Source organism: Streptomyces sp. NPDC002886 (assembly GCF_042888445.1).
In the GTDB taxonomy this organism is placed as follows: domain Bacteria; phylum Actinomycetota; class Actinomycetes; order Streptomycetales; family Streptomycetaceae; genus Streptomyces.
On sequence record NZ_JBIAPV010000004.1, the window covers coordinates 387,795 to 411,788 of the forward strand.

The following is a 23,994-nucleotide window of genomic DNA, read 5'->3' on the forward strand; positions in this document are numbered from 1 at the left end:
GCCGTGTCCGCACCCTCCGACTCCCCCGCCGCACGTCCGAACAGGAACTCGATGACGGATACCCAGGACCTGCCCACCGACTGGTCCGCAGCCAAGCGCGCCCTCCTCAGCCAGCGGCTGCGCGGCGCCTCGGCCCCCGCCCGGGTGGTGGACCCCCGCCCGGCGGACACCGCACCGCCGCTCTCCAGCGGCCAGGAACGGCTCTGGTTCATGGACCAGTTCGCTCCCGGCTCCACGGCCTACACGCTGGCCCCGGCCCGCAGGCTCCGAGGCCCCTTCGACCGAACCGCCCTGGACTCCGCGCTGACCGACCTGGTGGCCCGGCACGAGAGCCTGCGGATGACCTTCGCCACCACCGAGGCCGGCACGGCCGAAGTCCGGGTCTCCGAGCCCGCGCCGTTCGCGGCCCGGCACCTGGACGCCGCCGCGGACCCGGACCCGCAGGCGCGCGCCGCCGCCGAGCTGGGCGCCCTGATCGCCGAACCCTTCGACCTCCAGACCGGCCCGCTGGTGCGCGCTCTCGTGGTCCGGATCGCCGAGGAGGACCACGTCCTGGCCTTGGTGATGCACCACATCATCTGCGACGGCTGGTCGATCGACCTCCTCAACCGCGAGCTCGACCTCCGCTACGCCCACCACGCCCACGGCACTCCGGGCGAACTCCCCGCTCTGGCGGTTCAGTTCGGCGACTACGCGGCCTGGCAGCGCGACCGTCTGGAGAACGGACGGCTCGCCGCCTCCCGTGAGCACTGGCGCCACGAACTCGACGGCGTCCCGGCCCTGGAACTGCCCTCCGACCGGCCCCGCCCGCCGCTGTTCACCTTCGACGGCGCCGCGACCGAGTTCCGCTGGAGCCCCGAACTCTCCCGCCAGGTCGCCGAGGTCGCCCGGTCCTTTGGCGCCTCCACGTACATGGTGTTGATGGCCGCGTTCCAGGCCCTCCTGGGCCGGCACTCCGGCCAGCGCGACTTCGCGGTCGGCTCCGCCGTCGCCGGCCGTCTCCACCATGAACTCGAAGGCGTCGTCGGCGCGTTCGTGAACATGCTGCCGATCCGTGCCCGGCTCTCCGCCGATCTCGACTTCGGCCGGCTGATCAGCCGGGTCCGCGAGACCACGCTCGACGCGTACGCGCACCAGGAGGTGCCGTTCGAGCAGATGGTCAGCGATCTCGCGGTCGAACGCGACGTGAGCCGCGCCGCCGTCTTCCAGACCTCCTTCGCCTTCCAGAACTACGGCGACCGCGCCACCGCCCCCGCGGCGGGCCTGGACACCGAGGGCTTCGGCTACGAAGCCACCACCACCCACGCCGACCTCGCCCTCTACATGCGCGAGGAGCCGGACGGCGGCCTGTACGGTCTGCTCACCTACCGCACCGACCTCTTCGACGCGGGCACCGTCGACCGCCTCGTCGAGCGCTTCGAGCTGCTGACCGCGGCGGGCGTCGCCGACCCCGCGGTGCCGGTCGACCGGCTCCCGCTGCTGAGCGCGGCCGAGCGGTCGGACGTACTCGGCGCCTGGGCCGCCGGTCCCGCGCTGCCGGACGGCGGTCCCGCGACGCTCACCCGGGCGCTGGCCGAGGCGGCGGCGCGGACACCGCAGGCGCCCGCGCTGGTCTTCGAGGACCGCACGCTGACCTACGCCGACCTCGACCGGCGCGCGAACGCCCTGGCCAGGCGCCTTCGGGCGCTGGGCGTGGGAGCGGACGACCGGGTCGCCGTCTGCCTGGAGCAGTCCGCCGAACTGGCCGTCGCCCTGGTCGCCGTACTCAAGGCCGGCGGCGGCTACCTGCCGCTCGACCCGGAACAGCCCCCCGCCCGGCTCGCCCACCTGGTCGCCGACGCCGGGGCCAAGGTCCTGATCACCGACACCGTGCTGCGAGCGCGCTTCGGCGACCACCCGGCGGCCGACCTGCTGACGGACGACGGGGCCGACCCGGACGACACCCCGGACGGGGACGGGGCGCCGCTGGAGGAGGTCTCCGGCGCCGACCACCTGGCGTACGTGATCTACACCTCGGGCTCCACCGGCACGCCCAAGGGCGTCGCCGTACAGCACCGGCAGATCCTCAACTACCTCGCGGGCGTCCGCGAGCGGCTGCGGATCGAGCCCGGGGGCTCCTACGGGCTGCTCCAGTCGCTCTCCTTCGACTTCAGCATGACCATGCTCTACCTGGCGCTCACGACCGGCGGCCGGGTCCACCTGCTGCCCCGCCGGATCGCGGGCGTGGAGCTGGCCGCGGAGATCGAGCGGGCGGGCATCGACCACCTGAAGATGACGCCCTCCCACTTGGCCGCGCTGACCGCCGACGCGCCGATCGAGCGGCTGCTGCCGCGCCGCACCCTGGTCCTCGGCGGCGAGGCCAGCGGCTGGTCCTGGGCGGCGGGCATCGCCGCACTGGGCCGCTGCGCGGTGTTCAACCACTACGGACCCACCGAGGCGACGGTGGGGATCACCGTCCACGAGGTCACCGCCGACGGCCTGGACGCTCCGGGCAACACCCCGATCGGCAGTCCGCTGGCCGGCGCGCGCTGCTACGTGCTGGACGAGGCCCGCAACCCCGTTCCGCCGGGCGTCACCGGTGAGTTGTACCTGGGCGGGGACCGGCTGGCCCGGGGGTACCTCGGCCGGCCGGACCTGACCGACGAGCGATTCCTGCCCGACCCGTACGCCGCCCCGTACGCCGCCCCGTCCGGCGACCCGTCCGGCGACCCGTCCGGCGACCCGTCGCCCCTCTCGTCCGGCGGCCCGCGGATGTACCGCACCGGCGACCTGGCGCGCTGGCGCACGGACGGGACCCTGGACTACCTCGGCCGCGGCGACGACCAGATCAAGGTCCGCGGCTACCGGGTCGAGCCCGGGGAGATCGAGGCCGCGCTGACCGCCCTGCCCGGCGTCACCCAGGCGGTGGTCCTGGCGCGCGGTGAGGGGGTCAAGCAGAACCTCGTCGCCTACCTGGAACGCCCGGCCGGCGGCGAACCGCCGACCGCCGCCGAACTGCGCGCCACCCTGGGCGAGGTCCTGCCGGACTACATGGTTCCGGCCCGGTACGTGGTGCTGGAGCGACTGCCGCTGCTCGCCCACGGCAAGGTCGACCGCAAGGCGCTGCCCGCGCCCGCGGACGGCCCGGCCGCCGGTACCCACGTCGACCCCGAGGACGGCGCCGAGCAGGTGATCGCCGCCATGTGGGCTGACCTGCTGGAGCTCCCCCGCGTCGGCGCGCTGGACGACTTCTTCGAGCTCGGGGGCCACTCCCTGCTCGCCACCCAGGTGGTCGCCCGGATGCGCCGGGCCTTCCCCGACCTGGCCACACCGGTCGGCGTGATGGACCTCTTCAAGTACCCGACGGTCCGCCGGCTCGCCGAACTGGTGGCCACGCCCGAGGCCGACCGCGGCCCGCGCCGACTGCTGCACCTGCTCACCCCCGAGCGCCGCAAGGCGGCCGCCAGTGTGGTCTGCGCCCCCTACGGCGGCGGCAGCGCACTGATCTACAAGCCGCTCGCCGACGCCATGCCCGCGGACTGGGCCCTGCACTCCATCGCCGTCCCCGGCCACGAACTGGGCGAGGAGGCCATGGACATCGACGAGGTCGCCCGGCTCTGCGCCGAGGAGATCGTCGCCACCGTCCCGGGACCCCTGGTGCTCTACGGGCACTGCGGGGTCGGCGTCCGGCTGACCGTGGAGATCGCCCGTCGGGTGGAGGCCGCCGGGCGGGAGATCGACGCCGTCCACCTCGGAGGCATCTTCCCCTTCGCCCGCCCGAGGGGCCGCGGCGCGGCGCTGGCCGAGCGGTTCGCCGAGCTGGCCGCCCGGCTGCGCAGCGACCAGGGCATGATCAACGCCCTGGCCTCGGCGGGCCTGGACGTGGACGAGGTCGACGAGGACCAGCTGAGGCTGATCGTGCACAACCGCCGGGTCGGCACCAAGGGCGCCGAGCGCTACTTCGGCGAGCTGTACGAGAGCGAGGGCGGCGCCATCACGGCGCCGGTGATCGCCGTGTGCGGTGACCGCGATCCGGCGACCGAGTTCTACGAGGAACGGTTCCGCGAGTGGCACCGGATCACCGGTACGGCCGCCGTGGTCGTCCTGGACGAGGCCGGGCACTTCTACCTCAAGTACCGCGCCGAGGAACTGGCCGGCATCGTGACCGGGGTGCACCGCTCGATCGCCGCCGGCGAGGAGGCGCGCCACGCACGCACCGCCGACGCCACCTGGTGGCTGGCCGGGCTGTCCCGCGACGCGGCGGGGACGGAACCCGCCTCCGCGACGGAGCCGCACGCCGGGCCGCACGCCGGGCCTCGCTCCGCGCCGGATCCCGGGCCGTCGGAGGAGCCGGAGCGGTCCGGGAGCCCGTGGAAGTCCCGTAGGGCCCGCCCGCGCCCGCCCGTCCGGCCGACCATGGGCCGTTTCCTGGCCATCGCCACCGGCCAGCAGCTCTCGATGATCGGCTCGGCGCTCACCGAGTTCGCCCTGCCGATCTGGATCTACCTGCAGACCGGCTCGCTGTTCCAGCTCGGCCTGCTCGCCGCCTTCGGCCTGGTGCCCGGCATCGTGGCCGCCCCGCTGGCCGGCGCCATCGTCGACCGCGGCGACCGCCGCCGGGTGATGCTGGGCGGCGACATCGCGGCCGGTCTGACCCAGGCGGCGCTGCTGGTGCTGTACCTCAGCGGCTCGCTGGAGATCTGGCACTGCTACGTGATGATCTCCCTGCTCTCCGCCGCGCTCGCCTTCCAGCGCGTGGCATGGGGCTCGGCGGTGCCGCAGTTGGTGCCCAAGCGGTTCCTCGGCCGCGCCAACGGTGTGGTCCAGATGGCCCTCGGCCTGGCCCAGTTCCTCGTTCCGCTGATCGCGGTCGGCATCCTGCACGTGGTCGGCCTCGGCGGCATCCTGGTCTTCGACGTCGTCAGCTACCTGATCGCCACCGGCGTCACCCTGGCCGTGCGCTTCCCCGACGTCATGGCCGCCACCCGGCGCGAGAGCGTCGCCGCGGAGATCCGTGCGGGCTTCCAACGAGCCCTCGGAAGCCGCCACTTCAGGGCCATGCTGTTCTGGTTCGCGGCGCTGAACATCTTCCTCTCCCCGCTGTTCCTGCTCGTCACCCCGCTCGTGCTCTCCTTCTCCTCGACGGCCGCGGCCGGCTGGGTCTCCACCGCGGCCGGCCTGGGCGCCGTCCTCGGCGGCCTCACCCTGCTGATCTGGGGAGGCCCGCGCCGGATGCGCCTGCGCGGCGTCCTGTTCGCCACGCTCGGTCTCGCCGCGGCCTGTGTCGTCACCGGCCTGCGGCCCTCGGTGGCCGTGGTCGCCGTCGGCGCGTTCGGCATGACCTACGGGCTGGCGCTGCTCAACGGCATCTACGCCACGGTCATCCAGACCAAGGTGCCGATGCGCTTCCACGGCCGGGTGATCGCGGTGAACACCCTCGTCGCCTGGTCCACCCTGCCGATCGGCTTCGCCCTGGTCGCCCCGGCCGGGCCCGAGCTGCTCCAGCCCCTGATGGACGAGGGCGGCGCACTGGCCTCCAGCGTCGGCGCGCTGATCGGCACCGGCGACGGGCGCGGCATCGGCCTGCTCTACCTGGTGTTCGGCCTCGCCATGGCCGTACTGGTCCTGATCAGCCTCTGCATTCCCGTCCTGGCCCGCTTCGACCGGGAAGTCCCGGACGCCGAGTCCGACGACCTGATCGGCCTGGAGACCCTGCAGGCCCGCACGAAGAGCGAGACGAACCGATGACTTCACCGATCTCCCCCGCCGCCCTCGCCTCCCCGGCCTCACCCGCCCCGATCGCCCGCCACCCGCTGACCGACGAGCAGCGCCGTCTCTGGTTCCTCCAGCAACTGGGGCCCCAGGACGCCGGGTTCAACATGTACCTGAACCGGCGCTGGAGCGGTCCGATCGATCCGCGCGCGCTGGGCGCGGCGCTCACCCGGCTCACCGAGCGGCACCGGGTGCTGCGCACCCGGTTCGCCCTGGACGGCGAGCAGCCCGTCCAGCTCGTGGAGCCCGTACGGGACGTGGAGCTCACCCTGGTCCCGATACCGGATGCCACGGAGGAGTCCTTCACCGCGGCCTGCGCCCCCTTCGTCAACGCCCCCTTCGACCTGAGCGAGCGCCCGCCGCTGCGGGCCGTCCTGGTCAGCGCGGGCGACGACGAGCACGCGCTGAGCGTGGTGGTCCACCACATCGTCTCCGACGGCTGGTCGTTCACCGTGCTGTGGCGCGAGCTGCTCGCGCTGTACCGCGAGGAGACCGGCGAGGGTCCGGCCGAACTGCCGGAGCTCAAGCTCGAGTTCGGCGACTTCGCGCTCGCCGAGCGGACCCGGCTGGACGGCGGAGCGGCCGAGGAGGCGGTCCGTTACTGGAGCGGACGCCTGACCGGCGTCGGCCCCCTGCGGATGCCGCTGGACCACCCCAGGCCCGCCGAGCCCGCCCATCCGGCCGGCTTCGCCGAGCTCGCCCTCGGTCCCGAGCTCGTCGCCGGACTCGACGCTCTGGCCCGTGAGCAGCGCTGCACCCCCTTCATGGTGCTGCTCGCCGCCTACCAGTGCGTACTGGCCCGCTGGAGCGGCACCTACGACTTCGCCGTCGGCACCCCGCTGGCCGGCCGCAACGAGACCGCCCACGAAGCCCTCCTCGGGTACTTCTCCCGCACCGGGGTGATCCGCGCGGACCTCACCGGCGACCCCGACTTCCACGCCGTGCTGCGCCGGGTCCGTTCCGCCACGATGGCCGCGCTGAGCCACCAGGACGTCCCGGTCGAGCGGGTGGCCGCCGAACTGGGGCTGCCCGTACTGCCCGGCGTCGGCCCCCTCTACCAGGCGGTGTTCGTCCACCAGAGCCAGTACGAGCTGGCCGGCGCCGACGGGCGGACCCCGCTGCCCGCGGGTGTCCGTACGGCGGACATGGACTCCGGCTTCGACCGGGCCAAGACCGATCTGCTGCTGGACAGCTGGCGGACGCCGGACGGGGGGATGACGCTCTCGTTCTGCTTCGACCGGGAGCTCTTCGAACGCGCCACGGTCGAGGCCCTGGCGCGCCGGGTCAGCGACCTGCTCGGCCGGGCGATCGAGGACGTGACGGTCCGGCTGCACGGCGACTGGCTGCCGTCCGGCGAGGAGCGCGCCGCGCTGCTCGCCCTCGGCGCCGGACCCGTCGTCCCCGCTGCCGGGGACGACGCCCGTACGATCCTGCGCGGCTTCGCCGACCAGGTCGCCGCCCGCCCCGACGCGCCCGCTCTCGAATGCGCGGGCAGCGTCCGGACCTACGCCGAACTCGACCGCGCCTCGGATGAGTTGGCCCGCAGGCTGGGCCCGGTGGCCGGCCGCGCGGTGGGCGTCCGGATCGAACCGTCCTTGGAACTGGTCACCGCCCTGCTGGCGATCTGGAAGGCCGGCGCCGGCTACCTGCCGCTGGACCCCGCGCACCCGGCCGAGCGCCAGAGGCTGATGCTCTGCGAGGCGGACGCCGCCCTCCTGCTCACCGGAGGCGAGCGGCCGGACCTCGGAATCCCGGTGCTGGCCGTCGGCGAACCGGACACCGCAGACGGGCGGTCGGCGGTCCCCGGCGTCGGGGCCGGGAGCACGGATCCCGCGCTGCCCGGGACCGCCCCGGACGGCCTCGCGTACGTCCTCTACACCTCGGGCTCCACCGGCACCCCCAAGGGCGTCGCCGTCGAGCACGCCGCCCTGGCCGAGCGGGTCCGGTGGATGGCCGGACCGGACGGCTACGGCCTCCGGCCGGGCGACCGGATCGTCCAGTTCGCCTCCATCGGCTTCGACACCCACGCCGAGGAGATCTGGCCCGCCCTCACCTCGGGCGCCTGTGTCGTCCTGCTGCCGGGAGGCGGCCGGATGCTGCCCGACCTGCTGCGCGGCGGGGCCGGACGGTCCGTCACCGTACTGGACCTGCCCACCGCGTACTGGGAGGAACTGGTCTCGCTCGGAGACCAGGCCCCGTGGCCGCCGGCGCTGCGTCTGGTGGTCCTCGGCGGTTCCGAGGCGCGGGCCGCCACGCTCGCCCGGTGGCGGGAGCGGCACGGCGACACCGTCCGGCTGGTCAACACGTACGGCCCGACGGAGGCCACCGTCATCGTCACCGCGGGCGAGCTCGCCGGAGAGCGGTCCCGCGAGCGCGGTGACGGCCTCGGCGGTGGACCCGGTGACGGCCCCGCCGGCCGCCCCGCCCTCGAGCAGCGCCCTCCGCTCGGCCGTCCGCTCCCGGGGGTGCGGCTCTACCTCCTGGACGAACGCGGCAGCCTGCTGCCCGCCGGATCCGAGGGCGAGCTCTACATCGGCGGCGCCGGCCTGGCGCGCGGCTACGTGGCCCGGCCCGAGCTGACCGCGGAGGCCTTCCTCCCCGATCCGTTCACCGACGCCCCGCACGGCCGGATGTACCGCACCGGCGACCGCGCCCGGTGGCGCACGGACGGACAGCTGGAGTTCCTCGGCCGGGCCGACGGCCAGGTGAAGATCCGCGGATACCGGATCGAGCCCGCCGAGATCGAGGCCGCCCTCACCGCCCATCCGGCCGTCGGCCTGGCGGCCGTGCTCGTCCGGGACGGCCGCCGGCTGATCGCGTACGCCGTCCCGCGACCGGCCGCCGGAGAGCGGTCCCCGGCAGCCGCGCCGCGGCCGGGCGAGCTGCGCGAGCACCTGGCGCTGCGGCTGCCGGCCTTCATGGTGCCCGACAGCGTGGTGCTGCTCGACGCCCTCCCGCTCACCGCCAACGGCAAGCTCGACGCGGCGGCGCTGCCCGACCCGGATCCGGCGGGGGCCGGCACCGGGTACCTGGCGCCCCGTACCGATGCCGAGGCCCTGGTGGTGGACCTCTGGCAGGAGGTGCTCGGCGTACCGAGGGTCGGCGTGCTGGACGACTTCCTCAGCCTCGGCGGTGACTCGCTCCTGGTCACCAGGGTCGCCGCTCGCATCCGGGCCGGCGTCGGCCTCGACGTGTCGATCCGCGACGTCTTCGAGAGCCCCACCCCGGCCGCCCTGGCAGCCCGGATCGAGGCCCTGCTGATCGCGGAGATCGACGCCCTCAGCGAGGAGGAGGCGGCCGGCCGGCTGGACTGACCCACCGCCGAAGCCCCGGACCGGACCGGTCCGCCCGGACCGGTCCGCCCGGACCGCCAATCCACCGGAGCGCCGCCTCACCGGACGGCCGCTCCACCGGACCGCCGTCAGACGCACGGCCATCAGACGCACCGCCGGGCAGCAGGGCTCGACCCTGCTGACCGGACCTCCCACCGAACAGCACCGGAGACCGCCATCGCCACCACCGTGCCGCCCACCGCGACGACCGTCCCGGAGCTCCTCGACGCCCGGGCCGCCGAACATCCCGACGACGTGGCCCTGCAGGTCGTCGGCGGCGGGGAACTGAGCTACCGCCGCTGGCGCGAGGAGGCGCTGCGCGCCGCCGTCGGGCTGGCCGCCGCCGGGATCGGACCGGGCGACCGGGTGCTGCTGCGGTTCGCCAACGCGCGCTGGGAGCGGTACGCCGTGGGCTTCCTCGCCGTCCAGTACGCGGGCGGGGTGCCCGTCCCGGTCCGCGAGGACCTGTCCGGGGCCGATGCCGCCGCCCTGGCCGCGCTGGCCGGAGCCGGTACGGTCCTGCGGGACGGCGAACCGGCCACCGTCCCGGGACTGACCGAGCTGGACCTGGACACCCTGCTGGCGGCGCACCCCGAGCCGCCGGCCGGCCCGCCGCACCGGGTCGGCCCGGCCGACCCGGCCCAGGTGATCGGCACCTCCGGCACCACCGGCGCGCCCAAGGGCGTCCTCGCCGCGCACGGAAACCTCACCGCCGGTCTGGCCGTCCGCCCCCGCCGCCGCGCCTACGCGCACTCGCGGCACGCCCTGCACGCCTTCCCGATCGGGACCAACGCGGGCCAGGTGATGCTGCTGGGCGCGCTGACGGCCGCGCCCACCACGCTCAGCCTGCCGCGCTTCGACGCGGACCAATTCGGCATCGCGGTCGAGAAGTTCGGGGTCGGCACCGCCTTCCTGGTGCCTTCCATGGCGATCGAACTGATCAACGCGGGCACCGCCGGCCGGTACGACTTGAGCAGTCTGCTCCTGGTCAACTCCTCCGCCGCCGCGCTGCCCGTGCCGGTGGCGGCCGCGCTGGCCGCGGCGCTGCCGGGCGCGACGCTGGTCAACACCTACACCTCGGCCGAGGCCTCGCCCGCACAGATCTCCACCGTCGTCGACACCCGCCGCCCCGGTTCGCTGGGCCGCCCCTCCGACCCCCGGGACCTCCGGATCCTCGACGCGGACGGACGCGCGCTGCCCGCCGGTCAGGTCGGCGAGGTCTGGCTGCGCCAGCCCGGACCGCCCCGCGGCTACCTGGGTCCCGCCGGGGACGGCGCGAAGGTGTTCCGGGACGGCTGGGTGCGGATGGGCGATGTCGGCCGCCTCGACGCGGACGGCTACCTGTACTTGGTCGACCGGGAGAGCGACGTCATCAAGAGCGGCGCGCTGAAGGTCTCCACCCTGCGGATCGAGGAGGTGCTGTACGAGCACCCGGCGGTCGCGGACGCCGCCGCGCTCGGCCTGCCGCACCCCGTGATGGGCTCCGTCCCGGTGGCGGTCGTGGTGGCCGGGCCCGGCGGGCTGGACCTGGACGAGCTGCGGCTGTTCCTGAGCGCCCGGCTCAGCAGGCCCGAACTGCCGGTACGGATCCTGCTCGCCGCCGGCCTGCCCAGGAATCCGAGCGGCAAGGTGGTCAAGCACCGGCTCCGCCCCCTGTTCGACGCGCCCGCCGAGCCCACCGGTCCGGCGGTCGCCCCGGCCACCCCGACGGAACTTCGGCTGGCGGCGCTCTGGCGGCGGCTCCTCGGACGGCCGGTCACCGACGTGGCCGCCGAGTTCTTCGCGCTTGGCGGCGACTCCTTCCGGGCGGTCCAGCTCGCCGCCGGGATCAGCACCGAGTTCGGGGTCCGGGCGGGCACCGCCATGGTCTTCGAGCGGCCTTCGCTGCGCTCCCAGGCCGCATGGGTGGAGCACCCCGACCGGCGTGCGGCCGCCTCCGGCGGCGCGTCCGCCGGGACGGAGACGGTGACGCCCTACCTGGCCGCGCTCCGCGCGCAGCCGCACGCGATCGCACTCACCTCGCAGCAGGAGAACTTCTTCCGCTGGATGGCCGAGGCCCCCGGCCGCGACGCCGGCGCGGTGACGGCGCTGTTCCGGGTGACCGACCGGCTGGAGCCGGAAACGCTCGGCCTGGCGCTCACCGAGGCGGTCCGGCGCCATCCGGCGCTGCGGACCCGGTTCGAGGCGGCGGGCGACGGGGTCGTGCGGGCGGTCCTGGACGAGGAGCCCCGGGTGCGGATCACCCTGACCCACGCCCCGGGGGCCTCGGACGCGGAGGTGGACGCCCTGCTGCTGGCCGAACGCGACCGTCTCACCGACCTGGCCGTCGACCCGATGGCGCGGCTCCTGGTGGTGAGCCGCTCGGAGACCGACCACGTGGTCCTGGTCGCCGTGCACCACATGGTCTCCGACGGCTGGTCGGTCGGTGTGCTGCTGGCCGACCTCGGGGTGTTCTACTCAGCGCTGCGGCGCGGCCGGTCGGCCCCGCCGGCCCGTTCGGGTCCGGGCTACCAGGAGTTGGTGGACCGGGCGAACGCGCACTGGCCGGCCTCCCGGGCCCACTTCGCGGCCGCGCTGGCCGGGGCGCCGCAGGCCCTGGAGCAGTTCGACGGCCGCCGGGCGGTGGAGGAAGTCCTCACGCAGGCGCACGAGTTCGAGGTGCCGGCGCCGCTGACCGAAGCCCTGCGGGCCAGGGCGGCCGAGCTGGGCGCGACCCCCTTCCTGGCCGTGACGGCGGCCTGGACCGCACTGCTGGCGAGGCGCGGCGGCCGTCCCGACCTGGTGGTGATGACCCCGGTGCCCGGCCGCCCGAGCCCGGACTCCGAGCGGACGGTCGGCTGCTTCGTACAGTCCCTGTTGCTCCGGGTGGACGCGAGCGGGGGGCCCGGCTTCGCCGAACTGGTGGACCGGCTGCGGACCACGTACAGCGAGGCGCTGGACCACCAGCTGTACCCGTTCGCCGAGTTCAGCCCGTCCGTACCGTTCGCTGCCTGGCTCCGCTACGAGGCCTGGGCCGCGCCGGCCCAACTGCCCGGCCTGACCTGCGCGCCCTGGGAACTGCCCCGCGGAAGCACCGTGCCCTGGCCGCTGCCGGGCGGGGACCTGGGCGTGCCCGAGCTGACCGTGGTCGAGCAGCCGGACGGAGGCCTGCGGTGCTGGCTGCAGTACAACGCGCTGGCCTTCGACCTCCCCGTGATCACCCAACTGGCCGGGGAGTTCACCGCCGCACTGACGGCCGCCTGCGGCTGACCCGACGGGCCCGCGATCTGCCGGGACGGCCGGCGGGCGGTGCCGGTGCGGCAGGCGGGCGGGCCGTTCGGGGTGCGGGCGGGGCGCCCCTACCGCGCGCCGCCCGCACCCCGACCGGTCCGCCCGGCGGTGCGTCCGTGTCAGCCCTGTGCTTCCAGCCCCAGGTCAGTCCCGCGTCAGCCGCACTGCAGGCCGGTCTGGGCGCTCGCGACGGCCGCGTCGAGCTTTTGCAGGTCCGGGGTGAGCTTGGCGAGGACCTCCGCGCCGGTGGTGTCGCCGGGCAGGTCCTCGTACGTCTTCTTCACGTCATTGGTCGCGTTCTTGACCGCGTCCTTCTGGGCGGCGTTGAACTGCGCGGTGGACTCGGCGACGGTCTTCCAGTCGTCCTGGACGGCCTTGTGGGCGTCCTTGATCTGGTCCTTGGTGGCTGTCGCCGGGTCGAGCGCACGCAACTTCGCGTTGTCGGCCTTGAGTTCGGTCAGACTGCTGCACAGCTTCGTGGTCGCGTCGTCGGTGGGCGCCGCGGCGAAGGCCGAGGCGGCCCCGCCGGCCACGAGAAGCGCTGCGGCGGCCGTGCTCACGGCCGTGGCGAGAAGTCGGTTCATCTGTGATGCACCCCTTCGGGGAAGACGCCCCCCGCGGTCCAGCCCCCACTCGTACCAAGCTGACACAGGGCACCGGGGCCCGCATCCGCACGACATACCCCCACCCCGGTTGCATTCCGGATGAAACAGCAGGTCAGCCATGGTTCACAGACCCACAGACCGGGGGCGCGGCCGACGGTCGGCGGGGAGGCGCACCCGCCGCGGAGACCCTCTACGCCGGCACCGACCCGGCCGGCGCGAAGTCGCGTGCGCGCCGCTCCGACAGGGGCTGTGGAGCGGCCCTGTCGGAGCGTGCCCCTCATCTACGGCGCGCGCAGGTCCAGGCCCCCATTCCCTGGATCCTGGCGAGCCTCCTCGCCGTGGCGATCTGCTCCGACTTCGTGGCGAGGTCGGCGCGTGGTGCGTACTTGCGGCCTCCGGCCGCCTTCCAGCTCGACTGGGTGAACTGCAGTCCGCCGTAATGGCCGTTGCCGGTGTTCGCCCGCCAATTCCCGCCGGATTCACAGCGGGCGATGGCATCCCAGTCGGGGCCCTGTTTGGAGTGCACCGCGGCGGCATGGGCCCCGGATACGTCCAAGAGCGGAACCGTCAACACCATGACGAAGAGCAGCAGTTGACCGATCCTGCTCCGCCTTCGCCGGTCCTTCGGGTAGCGCGACATCAGTCCTCCTTCGCTGTTGGGGCCGAACCTGCCGCGAACAGCGGGCGGGCCCGCGTACGACCCCCTCGGGCCGTGGCCTCAGCACAGCACGGACCGGTCAACTTCCAGGCGCACTTACCACCCGCGAGGGCACAACGCCACCCGAACGGACGCCCTACGACCCTCGCGCGGCCCCGCTCACGGCCTGGCGGCCGCTCATCCCCGGCTCAGCGCGGAGCGGCCCGCGTAGCGTGCCGAGCCGCCCAGTTCCTCTTCGATCCGGATCAGCTGGTTGTACTTCGCCGTGCGGTCGGAGCGGGAGAGCGAGCCGGTCTTGATCTGACCGCATCCGGTCGCGACGGCCAGGTCCGCGATGGTCGTGTCCTCCGTCTCGCCCGAGCGGTGGGACATGACGGCCGTCCAGCCCGCCTGGTGGGCCGTGGCCACGGCGGCCAGCGCCTCGGTCAGCGTGCCGATCTGATTGACCTTGATCAGGATCGAGTTGCCGGCGCCGGTGGCGATGCCTTCGCGCAGCAGCGTCTCGTTGGTGCAGAACAGGTCGTCGCCCGTCAGCTGGCAGCGGTCGCCCACGCGCGCGGTCAGCTCGCGCCAGCCCTCCCAGTCGTTCTCCGCCATCGGGTCCTCGATGGAGAGGATCGGGTAGCTGTCGATGAGCTTGACCAGGTAGTCGACGTTCTCGGAGGGCGTGCGGCGCACTCCCTCGCCCGCGTAGTCGTAGACCCCGTCGCGGAAGAACTCCGACGAGGCCGGGTCCATGATCAGGCCGACGTCCGCGCCGGGGCGGTAGCCCGTGCGCTCGATGGCGGCCATCACGAAGTCCAGCGCTTCCTCGGCGGTACGCAGCGCGGGCGCGAACCCGCCCTCGTCGCCGACTCCGGTGGAGTGACCGGCGGCCAGCAGATCCCGGCGCAGGGTGTGGAAGACCTCGCTGCCCATGCGGACGGCTTCGGCGAAGGTGTCCGCGCCCACGGGCGCGATCATGAACTCCTGGAAGTCCAGCGGGTTGTCGGCGTGGGCTCCGCCGTTGACGATGTTCATCATCGGCAGCGGCAGGAGGTGCGCGTCGGCGCCGCCGAGGTAGCGGTAGAGGGGCAGGCGGCGGGCCGCCGCGGCGGCCTTCGCGGCGGCGAGGGAGACGCCGAGCACGGCGTTGGCTCCGAGCCGGGCCTTGGTGGCGGTGCCGTCGAGGGCGACCAGGGCGGCGTCGAGGCCGGCCTGGTCCGCCGCGTCCCGGCCGCGCACGGACGCCGCGATCTCCCCGTTGACGTGGGCCACCGCCTGATCGACGCCCTTGCCGTGCCAGCGCGCGGAGTCCCCGTCGCGCAGTTCCACGGCCTCCCGGGCGCCGGTGGAGGCGCCGGAGGGGACGGCCGCGCGGCCCAGGGAGCCGTCCGCCAGGACGACGTCGACCTCGACCGTGGGGTTGCCCCGGCTGTCGATGATCCGGCGGGCGGTCACGGTCTCGATGATGGCGGCGGTGATCTCGGTGGTTCCGACTGCCTGTGCGGACATGGGAGTCCCTCCCCGTCGTCGTGTTGCCGCGGCCCCGGCTGCGACAACGCTGGCGCTGAGCCCGACAAGCCAAACCATACAGCAAGGCTGCACAGTTTTGCTGTACAGCCAATCTGCACAGCCTTACTGCACAGCCTTACTGCACAGGCCAGGTGCGCAGGTCAGCTGCACAGGTTTGCTGACCAACGGGGTAAAGTGCCCTATGCCCACCCCGGAAGCCGCCGCCATCGCCGCCGAACTACGCACCGCGATGGGCAAGCTCACCCGACGCGTCAAACACGAGGACCACATCCCGCTGGGCCAGGTCGCCGTGCTCGGCGCACTCGACCGCGACGGCGCCATGACCACCAGCGACCTCGCCGCCGATCAGCGCGTGCGTCCCCAGTCGATGGCCCGTGCCGTGGGGCTCCTCATGGAGCAGCAGCTGATCACGCGCCGCGCGCACCCCACGGACGGCCGCAAGTCGCTGGTCGAGCTCTCGGACGCGGGGCGGGCCGCACTCGAATCGGAGCGCGGCCGCAGGGCCGGCTGGCTGGCTCAGGCCATCGAGGCCGAACTCACCGATGAGGAAAGGGAGTTGCTGGCACGGAGCGCCGCCCTGCTGGAGCGGCTCGCCACCCGCTAGCGCGCCATCCCGGCCACCGGTGCCGTTCTCGCCGTTGGCGAGCGCGGAATCCGATGATTTTCACCCTATTGCTGCATGTGGGTGGCTAGTGATCTTCCTCGGGTTTTTCCGTGCTTATGATTCCCGCGCTATGACAGAGAGTCAGAATTGTCGAGGCTTACGCGCCTCGGCCGATGTGGTCGTGCTCGGTGCCGGCCCCGCCGGCCTGGTGCTCGCCAACCTCCTCCTCGCCGCCGGGATCGACTGCGTCGTTCTCGAACGCGCCGACCGCTCGCACGTCCAGACCCGGGCCCGGGCCGGCTTCCTCGCGCCGAACACCGTACGGATCCTCGACCGGCACGGCCTCGCCGAGGGGCTGCACCGGCACGGCCGTACGCACGGCACGTGCGAGTTCCGTACCGGGGAGGGCAGCTTCCGCCTCGACTACGGCTCCCTGGGCCGGGGTGAGCAGCACACCGTCTACCCGCAGCAGAACCTGGTCACGGACCTTTTGGCGCACTACCTCGACGCCGGTGGCAGGATCCACTTCGCGACCGAGGCACTGGCCGTCCACGACGCCGACGGCCCCCGGCCGTACGTCACCACCCGGGAGCCGGACGGCAGCCCCACGCGATGGGACGCCCGGTACGTCGCCGGCTGCGACGGCCGCCACGGAGCGTCCCGCCGCTCGTTGCCGCCCGACGCGGTCCGCCACCACCACGACCACGGAGTGAGCTGGCTCGGCCTGCTCGCCGAAGCTCCGCCCAGCCTCGACGCCGTCGGGTACGCCGTCCACGACCGCGGCTTCGCCGGCCACATGGCCCGTAGCCCGCAGGTCACGCGGTACTACCTCCAGTACCGGCGCGGCGCCCCCGCCGACGCCTGGTCCGAGGAGCGGATCTGGGACGAACTCGACCTGCGGATGCGCGCCGCGGAACACGGTCCGCTGCACAGGGGGCCGATCATCGAGCGCGGGGTCGTCGACCTGGCCTGCGATGTGGTCGAACCGCTGCGCCACGGCTCGCTCCTGCTCGCCGGCGACGCCGCGAGCCTGACGGCGCCGGCCGCCGCGAAGGGCGCGAACCTCGCCGTGCTGGAGGCGGAGATCTTGGGCGGCGCACTCGCCGAGACCCTCGCCGGAGGGGACGGCGCAGCCCTCGACCGATACTCCGCGCAGTGCCTGGCGCACATCTGGCGCGCCCAGGAGTTCACCCAGTGGATGACCGGCCTGCTGCACGCGATCCCGGGCCCGGAGCAATCAGCCGGATCGTTCTTCCAGGCTTCCCTGCGGCGTGCCCGCCTCGACTCCTTGCGTACCTCCCGCGCCCACCAGGACTGGTTCGCCGAGAACTACGTCGGCGTATGACCACCGCCCTTCCCCGGGCCTCCGCCGTCCCACGTCCCCCTCCCCCTCCCCGCCCCCGCACAGCCGGTCCATCGACCATGCCCGCTCCACCGGAGCATCCGCCCCCGCACCGCCCGAGGAACCTCCGCGATGACGACGACCCTCCCCGCCGAAGCGACGCTCCCCGCCGGATCGCCGCCCCGAGGCGAAACGATGCTTCCCCACGCCACGATGGTTCCCCCCGCCACGATGCCCACCGACGACACGGCCCGCCTGCGCGCGGCCGTCGCCTTCGTGCGGGAACACGACACCGCCACCCTGTTGCCCCTCCTGCTGCCCGGTCTGCGCGGACCCGAACTGCGGTCCCTGGCCCCCCACTGCCGCTTCGCCCACGCCGGCCTGCTGCTCTTCCCCACCGACCCGCAGGACCTGCGCCGCCGGCTCGCCGACTGCGGGCTCGCCGTCGACACCCCGTCCCAGCCCAGCGTCGTCGTACGGGAACGGCTCGCCCGGCGCCACCGCCGTGACCTGGCGGAACTCGACGTCCGGATCCTGCGGCCCCGCGTCCACGGCCCGGCCGGAGAGAGCCGCGCGGTGGAGGTATTCGCCCTCACGGTGCCCGCGCACTCGGATCTGGAAGCGCTCGCGGCGCACGAACGCGCCCGGGGCCACGAGGCGCACCTGGCCCTCGAACTGGAGCACCCGGACCCGCTGGTCCTGCGCGGCCTGTGCGCGGTGCTCGCCCGCCACGGCGCCCGCCCCGACGGCGGCGGGTACAACCCGCACGAGGACGGCACCGTCCTCTACTTCACCACCCCCGCGGCCGGCGCGTGCGGCTACCGCCGCCTGGAGCTCTACACGCCCGGCGACCACCGGGACGCCCTGGAGGACCACCTCCGCGCGGACCCGCGGGGGCGTCCCGACGCGGGCCGGCCCGCCGAGGCGCTGCTGCGCCTCCTCACCGGAGCATGGACCACCCAGGCACTCGCCTCGTTCGCCCGCCTGGGCCTTGCCGACGCCCTGGACCCGGACGCGGCCACCACGACCCGGGAACTCGCCCGGCGCACCGCCACCCGACCCGAGAACCTCGCCACGCTCCTGCGCTACCTCACGATGCTCGGCGCCGTGACAGCGGAGCGCGCCGCGCACGCCCCACACACCGAGACCGCCGAGACCACCGAGGAAGAGGAAAGCTTCCGCCTCACCCCCCTGGGAGCCCTGCTGCGCGCGGACTCCCCGGACACGATGCGCCCCCTGGCCCTGATGTACGCGGGCCCCTTCTACAGCTCCTTCGCCGCCCTCGACCACACCGTACGGACCGGACGCCCCGCCTTCGACCACCTCTTCGGCGAGAACCACTTCGACCACTTCGCACGCGACCCCGAACTCGCCGATCTCTTCGACCGTTCCATGGCGGCCAGTTCGCGCATGTTCGAACCGCTCCCCGCCCACCCCGTGATCACCACCGCGGCCCAAGCCCCCGCCCCGCGGACCGTCGTCGACGTCGCCGGCGGCAACGGCGAACTCCTCGGGCGCATCCTGACCGCGCACCCGACGCTGCGGGGCATGCTCCTGGAGCGCCCGCACGCCGTCGAGGCCGCGCGCCGCTCGCTCGACGCCGCCGGCTGCGGCGCCCGGTGCGACTACCTCAGCGGCGACTTCGCCGACGTACCGCACAGCGGCGACGTGTACGTCCTCTCCCGCATCCTGCACGACTGGGACGACGACCGGTGCCGGGAGATCCTGGGCCACTGCGCCCGCGCCATGCCCGCGGACGCCGACCTGCTGATCGTCGAACGGCTGCTGCCCGAGGACGGTTCCCCTTCGCTGGCCACGGCCTGGGACCTCCACATGATGTGCAACGTCGGCGGTCGCGAACGCCGCCGCGAGCACTACGCCCGTCTCCTCGCCGACGCCGGACTGGAGCTGGTCGACCACACCCCCCTCCCCCTGGAGGCGTACGTCCTGCACGCCCGCAGGTCCCGGTAGCCGAGGCCCGGCTTCCCTTCCCCCGCGGAGCGCATCAGGCCATTTCGAGAATCGCGCTCCGCGTGTTCTCACACCGCTCCGGCTCGCCGTGCGAAACCATACGGACGCATCGAATCGGAAAAGGAAGAAGGACGGACGTGTCCGGCAGCGACAGCGAAAACCCAGCCATTCCCTCCCCCACCCCCGGGCCGGCCCGGCCCCGCACGAACCGGGACTGGTGGCCGAACCAGCTGGACCTCCAAGTGCTCCACCAGCCGTCCCCCGGCGCCAATCCGCTCGGTGCGGGCTTCGATTACGCGAAGGCGTTCTCGGCCCTCGACGTCGAGGAGCTGAAGCGGGACGTTTTCGAGGTGATGACGGCCTCGCAGGACTGGTGGCCCGCCGACTACGGCCACTACGGTCCCCTCTTCATCCGGATGAGCTGGCACGCCGCGGGCACGTACCGCATCGCCGACGGCCGGGGCGGTGGCGGATCGGGCGCACAGCGTTTCGCCCCGCTCAACAGCTGGCCGGACAACGCCAGTCTCGACAAGGCGCGCCGGTTGCTCTGGCCGGTGAAGCAGAAGTACGGCCGTAAGGTCTCGTGGGCCGATCTTCTGGTTTTCGCCGGGAATTGCGCCATGGAATCCATGGGATTCGAAACGTTCGGATTCGCATTCGGGCGCGAGGACATCTGGGAGCCGGAGGAGATCTTCTGGGGGACCGAAGACACCTGGCTCGGCGACGAGCGCTACAGCGGTGACCGGGAACTCACCGGTCCCTTCGGAGCCGTGCAGATGGGACTCATCTACGTCAACCCGGAAGGTCCCAACGGAAACCCGGATCCGATCGCGGCCGCCAAGGACATCCGTGAGACGTTCGCGCGCATGGCGATGAACGACGAGGAGACCGTCGCGCTCATCGTCGGCGGCCACACCTTCGGCAAGTGCCACGGCGCCGTCAGCCCCGAGTACATCGGTCCGGAGCCGGAGGCCGCGCCGATCGAGCAGCAGGGCTGCGGGTGGAAGAACGCGGCCGGGACCGGCGCGGGTCCCGACACGATCACGAGCGGGCTCGAAGGGGCGTGGACCTCCGAGCCGACACGATGGGACAACGGCTACCTGGACAACCTGTTCCGGTACGACTGGGAGCTGACGACGAGCCCGGCCGGCGCGCGCCAGTGGACCCCGACTGACCCCTCGGCCCAGGGCACCGTCCCCGACGCCCACGATCCGTCGAAGCGGCACGCTCCCATGATGCTGACCACGGACCTTTCCCTGAAGCTCGATCCGGTCTACGGGCCGATCGCGAAGGGCTTCCACGAGAACCCCGGCAAGCTCGCGGAGGCCTTCGCCAAGGCCTGGTACAAGCTGCTGCACCGTGACATGGGACCCCTCTCCCGCTACCTCGGGCCGTGGATCCCCGCGCCCCAGCTGTGGCAGGACCCCGTACCCGCCGTGGATCACGCCCTCGTCGGCAGCGCGGAGATCGCCGACCTCAAGGCCCGGATCCTCTCCTCCGGACTGTCCGTCCCCCAACTGGTCACCACCGCCTGGGCGTCGGCGGCGAGCTTCCGCGGCACCGACAAGCGGGGCGGGGCCAACGGGGCCCGGATCCGGCTCGCTCCCCAGAAGGACTGGGCGGTCAACGACCTGCCCGAGGTGGCGGAGGCCGTACGGACCCTCGACCGGATCCGGCAGGATTTCAACGCCGCCGCAGGCGGTGGAGTGCGGGTCTCCCTCGCCGACCTGATCGTGCTGGGCGGGTGCGCGGCCGTGGAGCGGGCCGCCGGGAACGCCGGGCACGCCGTCACGGTCCCCTTCGCACCGGGTCGCACGGACGCCTCGCAGGAGCAGACCGACGTGGCGTCCTTCGCCGTGCTCGAACCCGCGGCCGACGGGTTCCGCAACTACCTGCGGCCCGGCGAGAAGCTGTCGCCCGAGACCCTCCTCCTGGACCGCGCCTTCATGCTGACCCTGACCGTGCCGGAGCTGACGGTTCTGGTGGGCGGCATGCGCGCGCTCGACACCGGTTTCCGGGGCGCCGCGCACGGGCTCCTGACCGACCGGCCGGGAACCCTGACCAACGACTTCTTCGTCAACCTGCTCGCCATGGGGACGGAGTGGAGGGCCTCGGCCACGGCCGAGAACGTCTTCGAGGGCCGCAGCCGCTCCACCGGCGAGGTCAAGTGGACCGCGACCGCGGTCGACCTCGTCTTCGGTTCGAACTCCCAGCTCCGGGCAGTAGCGGAGGTGTACGCGTCCCGGGACGGCGGGGAGGAGCTCGTACGGGACTTCGTGGCGGCGTGGGACAAGGTGATGAACCTCGACCGGTTCGACCTCGCCTGAGGGCCCGTACCGGATGGCGTAGCGCCTCTGGCCCTCGTTCCGGACATCGACCAGCATGGGCACAGAGGGACCGGCGGACGAGATGGGCACGCATGCGCGCCACTGAGGGCAACCAGGACTATCCCTTCGCTGTCACGAACACGGCCGCGGCGCTGCTGGACGGTGCCGGGACGATCGTCGCCTGGACACCGGCCGCCGAAGCCCTCCTGGAGCGCCGGTCGACGGAGGTGTGCGGCCGGCCGGCGCGGGACCTCCTGGCGGACCCGGGCGGCTGGGCAGCGGTGCTGGCGCAGGGCGGGCGGCGGGAGCAGGCGGGACGGGACGGGTGGGAGGGCCGCGCCACCCTGCGGCACGGCTCCGGGCGAACCCTGGAGATCGAGTTCCGCGTCGTCCCGCTGGTCGGCGAGGAGGGCGGGGACACGGCCCGCTGCCTCGTCCTCGGCTCGCCCCTGGAACAGGCCGCCCGATGGCGGCAGGACCACGCCTTCACGCACGAACTGTTCCTCCAGAGCCGAGTGGGCCTCGCCCTCTTCGACGCGGACCTGCGCCTGCTCCGGACGAACACGCACCTGCTGCCCTACACCGGAGTCCCCGTCGACCTGCACGGCCGGCGCCTGGGCGACTTCCTGTGGGCCGAGGACGCGCGGATCATCGAGGACCGGCTGCGCGGGGTCCTGCGCAGCGGGATCCCCCTGATCGGTTTCAACACGACCGCGCGCACGCTGGACGATCCCCGGGGCGGCCGGTTCGTGACCATCCAGGCGTTCCGGCTGCAGGCGCCCGACGGACGGACGATGGGCGTGGCGTCGGTGTTCACCGACGTGACCGACCACGAGCGCTCGCGCGGACGCCTGGACCTGCTGTACCGGGCGACCGGGGCCCTGGGCGGCTCACTGTCCGTCCTGCGCACCGTCGAGGACCTGGTCGGCATCCTGGCGCCCGCGTTCGGCGACTGTGCCGCGGTGGATCTCTCGGAGACCGTTCTGACCGGCGGTGAGCCGGCCGCCGACGGGCATCCCGCGCAGCCGCTGATCCGGATGGCCGTGGCGGGAGCGGAATCGGACGTGCTGCGTACGGCTACGGTCCATTTCGCGGCTCCTCCCGCGGCGGCCGGTCCGGCCGCGCCCGCGGCGCGGGAGTGCCGGGGGGAGCTGATCACCGGCTTCGGGACCCGCTCCACCGAGCCCGAGCCCGAGCCCCAGCCCCGGCCCGGACCCGAGGACGACGCGGCGCCGGAGTGGGCCACTGCCGTGCCGGGTGCGCATTCGGCGATGACGGCGCCGCTGAGCGCACGGGGCATCGGGTTCGGCAGGATCACCATCTGGCGCACGGGGGAATCGCCCCCGCTGGACGAGGACGACCTCGCGCTCCTGGAGGAGATCGCGGCCCGTGCGGCCGTGGCCGTGGACAACGCGCGGCGGTACACCAAGGAGCGCCGTACCGCCGTGGGCCTGCAGCGGAGCCTGCTGCCCCCGGCCACCGCGGAGACGCCCGCGCTGGAGGCCGCCGGCCTCTACCTGCCCGCCGACGCGGAGAGCGGAGTCGGCGGCGACTGGTTCGACGTCATCCCCCTGTCGTCGGCCCGTGTCGCCCTGGTGGTCGGGGACGTCACCGGTCACGGGCTGCACGCCACGGCCATGATGGGTCGCCTGCGCAGCGCCGTACGCGCGATGGCGGACCTGGAGCTGGAACCGGAGGAACTGCTGGCGCACGTGGACGACATGGTCCTGCAGGTCGTCGCCGAGGCCGACAGCGAGGACGCGGACGAGGGCGACGCGGGCACGCTGCTGCGCATCGGACCGGCCGGCGCCACCTGCCTGTACGCCGTCTACGACCCGGTCACCGGAAGGTGCGTGATGGCGAGCGCCGGGCATCCGCCTCCGGCCGTGGTCAGCCCGGACGGAACCGTGGAGTACGTCGAGCTGAGCCCCGGCCCGCCCCTGGGGGTCGGTGGCTGGCCCTTCGAGCCGGTCGAACGCGATCTGCCGCCGGGGAGCGTCCTCGCCCTGTACACCGACGGCCTGATCGAACGCGGAGAGGGCGACGTCGACGAGGGAATGCGCGACCTGGCGGACCGCCTGTTGCGTACGGACGTACTCGGCCGGCCGCTGCGCCGGGCGCGGCACGACATCGTGGAGGGGCTGCCGCCGGGCCGCCTGAGGGACGACGTCACGCTCCTGCTGGCCCGTACCCGCATGGTGGACGAAGACTCCCTCGCGACGTGGGTGCTCGAGGCCGACCCCGCGATCGTCGGCGAAGCGCGCCGTCTCGTCCTGGATCAGCTGACCGCCTGGGACCTCGACGAGCTCGCCTTCAGCACGGAGCTCATCGTCAGCGAGCTGGTCACCAACGCCATTCGCCACGCCGGCGGCCCGGTGCGGCTCCGGCTGATCCGGGCGGACACCCTGACCTGCGAGGTCTCGGACTCCAGCAACACGCAGCCGAGGATGCGGCGCGCGAGGAACCACGAGGAGGGCGGTCGCGGCCTGTACATCGTCGCCCAGCTCTCGCACCGCTGGGGCAGCCGCTACACCGTGGAGGGCAAGACCGTCTGGTCCGAGCAGAGCCTGCCCCCACCCTGACGGCTCCGCGGTCTCCGAGCCGGGTCAGGATCCTCCC

The 23,994-nt window shown here is 73.6% G+C and carries 11 protein-coding genes; 8 read left to right on the plus strand and 3 right to left on the minus strand.

What is annotated here, in order from left to right; genetic code table 11:
- Positions 1-51: 51 nt before the first annotated feature.
- From ACFYYB_RS20145 to ACFYYB_RS20155, 3 genes are all read left to right on the plus strand, one after another.
- Positions 52-5,727, plus strand: a complete 5,676-nt coding sequence (locus tag ACFYYB_RS20145; protein ID WP_389436551.1) for an amino acid adenylation domain-containing protein — start codon at positions 52-54, stop codon at positions 5,725-5,727.
- Positions 5,724-9,065 carry an amino acid adenylation domain-containing protein gene (locus ACFYYB_RS20150; protein ID WP_389436552.1) on the plus strand — a complete coding sequence of 1,114 codons (3,342 nt, stop codon included), beginning with the start codon at positions 5,724-5,726 and terminating at the stop codon, positions 9,063-9,065. The genes ACFYYB_RS20145 and ACFYYB_RS20150 overlap by 4 nt, the downstream gene beginning before the upstream one ends.
- A 207-nt stretch (positions 9,066-9,272) precedes the next feature.
- Positions 9,273-12,332, plus strand: a complete 3,060-nt coding sequence (locus ACFYYB_RS20155) for an AMP-binding protein (protein ID WP_389436553.1) — start codon at positions 9,273-9,275, stop codon at positions 12,330-12,332.
- A gap of 176 nt (positions 12,333-12,508) precedes the next feature.
- On the opposite strand, the gene ACFYYB_RS20160 is transcribed toward ACFYYB_RS20155, so the two are convergent.
- From ACFYYB_RS20160 to eno, 3 genes are all read right to left on the minus strand, one after another.
- A complete protein-coding gene (locus ACFYYB_RS20160; protein ID WP_389436554.1) occupies positions 12,509-12,937 on the minus strand; it encodes a hypothetical protein in 429 nt (142 codons plus the stop codon).
- 298 nt (positions 12,938-13,235) lie between these two features.
- The gene (locus ACFYYB_RS20165) at positions 13,236-13,598 is read right to left on the minus strand and encodes a transglycosylase family protein (protein WP_327308566.1); all 363 of its coding nucleotides are present in this window, start codon (positions 13,596-13,598) and stop codon (positions 13,236-13,238) included.
- 195 nt (positions 13,599-13,793) lie between these two features.
- On the minus strand, positions 13,794-15,110 hold the full coding sequence (gene eno / locus ACFYYB_RS20170) for a phosphopyruvate hydratase (RefSeq protein ID WP_389436555.1): 1,317 nt from the start codon (positions 15,108-15,110) through the stop codon (positions 13,794-13,796).
- Positions 15,111-15,312: 202 nt separating this feature from the next.
- Between eno and ACFYYB_RS20175 the strand changes: the two genes are divergently transcribed.
- The 5 genes from ACFYYB_RS20175 (at position 15,313) to ACFYYB_RS20195 (ending at position 23,957) form a co-directional block, all read left to right on the plus strand.
- Complete coding sequence (locus ACFYYB_RS20175) at positions 15,313-15,735, plus strand: MarR family winged helix-turn-helix transcriptional regulator (RefSeq protein ID WP_389436556.1); 423 nt, start codon at positions 15,313-15,315, stop codon at positions 15,733-15,735.
- A gap of 130 nt (positions 15,736-15,865) precedes the next feature.
- A complete protein-coding gene (locus ACFYYB_RS20180; protein ID WP_389436557.1) occupies positions 15,866-17,080 on the plus strand; it encodes a 4-hydroxybenzoate 3-monooxygenase in 1,215 nt (404 codons plus the stop codon).
- Between the two features lie 210 nt (positions 17,081-17,290).
- Entirely contained in the window at positions 17,291-19,048 is a 1,758-nt protein-coding gene (locus tag ACFYYB_RS20185; RefSeq protein WP_389437219.1) for a methyltransferase, read from the plus strand.
- 137 nt (positions 19,049-19,185) lie between these two features.
- On the plus strand, positions 19,186-21,375 hold the full coding sequence (gene katG / locus ACFYYB_RS20190) for a catalase/peroxidase HPI (protein WP_389436558.1): 2,190 nt from the start codon (positions 19,186-19,188) through the stop codon (positions 21,373-21,375).
- Between the two features lie 92 nt (positions 21,376-21,467).
- Positions 21,468-23,957, plus strand: a complete 2,490-nt coding sequence (locus ACFYYB_RS20195; protein WP_389436559.1) for a SpoIIE family protein phosphatase — start codon at positions 21,468-21,470, stop codon at positions 23,955-23,957.
- Positions 23,958-23,994 lie beyond the last annotated feature (37 nt).

What these genes read in the sequence shown, in the direction of transcription:
- ACFYYB_RS20145 (WP_389436551.1), top strand. Translation starts at nt 52, where the DNA reads ATGACGGATACCCAGGACCTGCCCACCGACTGGTCCGCAGCCAAGCGC.
- ACFYYB_RS20165 (WP_327308566.1), bottom strand. Translation starts at nt 13,598, where the DNA reads ATGTCGCGCTACCCGAAGGACCGGCGAAGGCGGAGCAGGATCGGTCAA.
- ACFYYB_RS20185 (WP_389437219.1), top strand. Translation starts at nt 17,291, where the DNA reads ATGGTTCCCCCCGCCACGATGCCCACCGACGACACGGCCCGCCTGCGC.
- ACFYYB_RS20150 (WP_389436552.1), top strand. Translation starts at nt 5,724, where the DNA reads ATGACTTCACCGATCTCCCCCGCCGCCCTCGCCTCCCCGGCCTCACCC.
- ACFYYB_RS20175 (WP_389436556.1), top strand. Translation starts at nt 15,313, where the DNA reads ATGCCCACCCCGGAAGCCGCCGCCATCGCCGCCGAACTACGCACCGCG.
- eno (WP_389436555.1), bottom strand. Translation starts at nt 15,110, where the DNA reads ATGTCCGCACAGGCAGTCGGAACCACCGAGATCACCGCCGCCATCATC.
- ACFYYB_RS20195 (WP_389436559.1), top strand. Translation starts at nt 21,468, where the DNA reads ATGCGCGCCACTGAGGGCAACCAGGACTATCCCTTCGCTGTCACGAAC.
- ACFYYB_RS20180 (WP_389436557.1), top strand. Translation starts at nt 15,866, where the DNA reads ATGACAGAGAGTCAGAATTGTCGAGGCTTACGCGCCTCGGCCGATGTG.
- ACFYYB_RS20160 (WP_389436554.1), bottom strand. Translation starts at nt 12,937, where the DNA reads ATGAACCGACTTCTCGCCACGGCCGTGAGCACGGCCGCCGCAGCGCTT.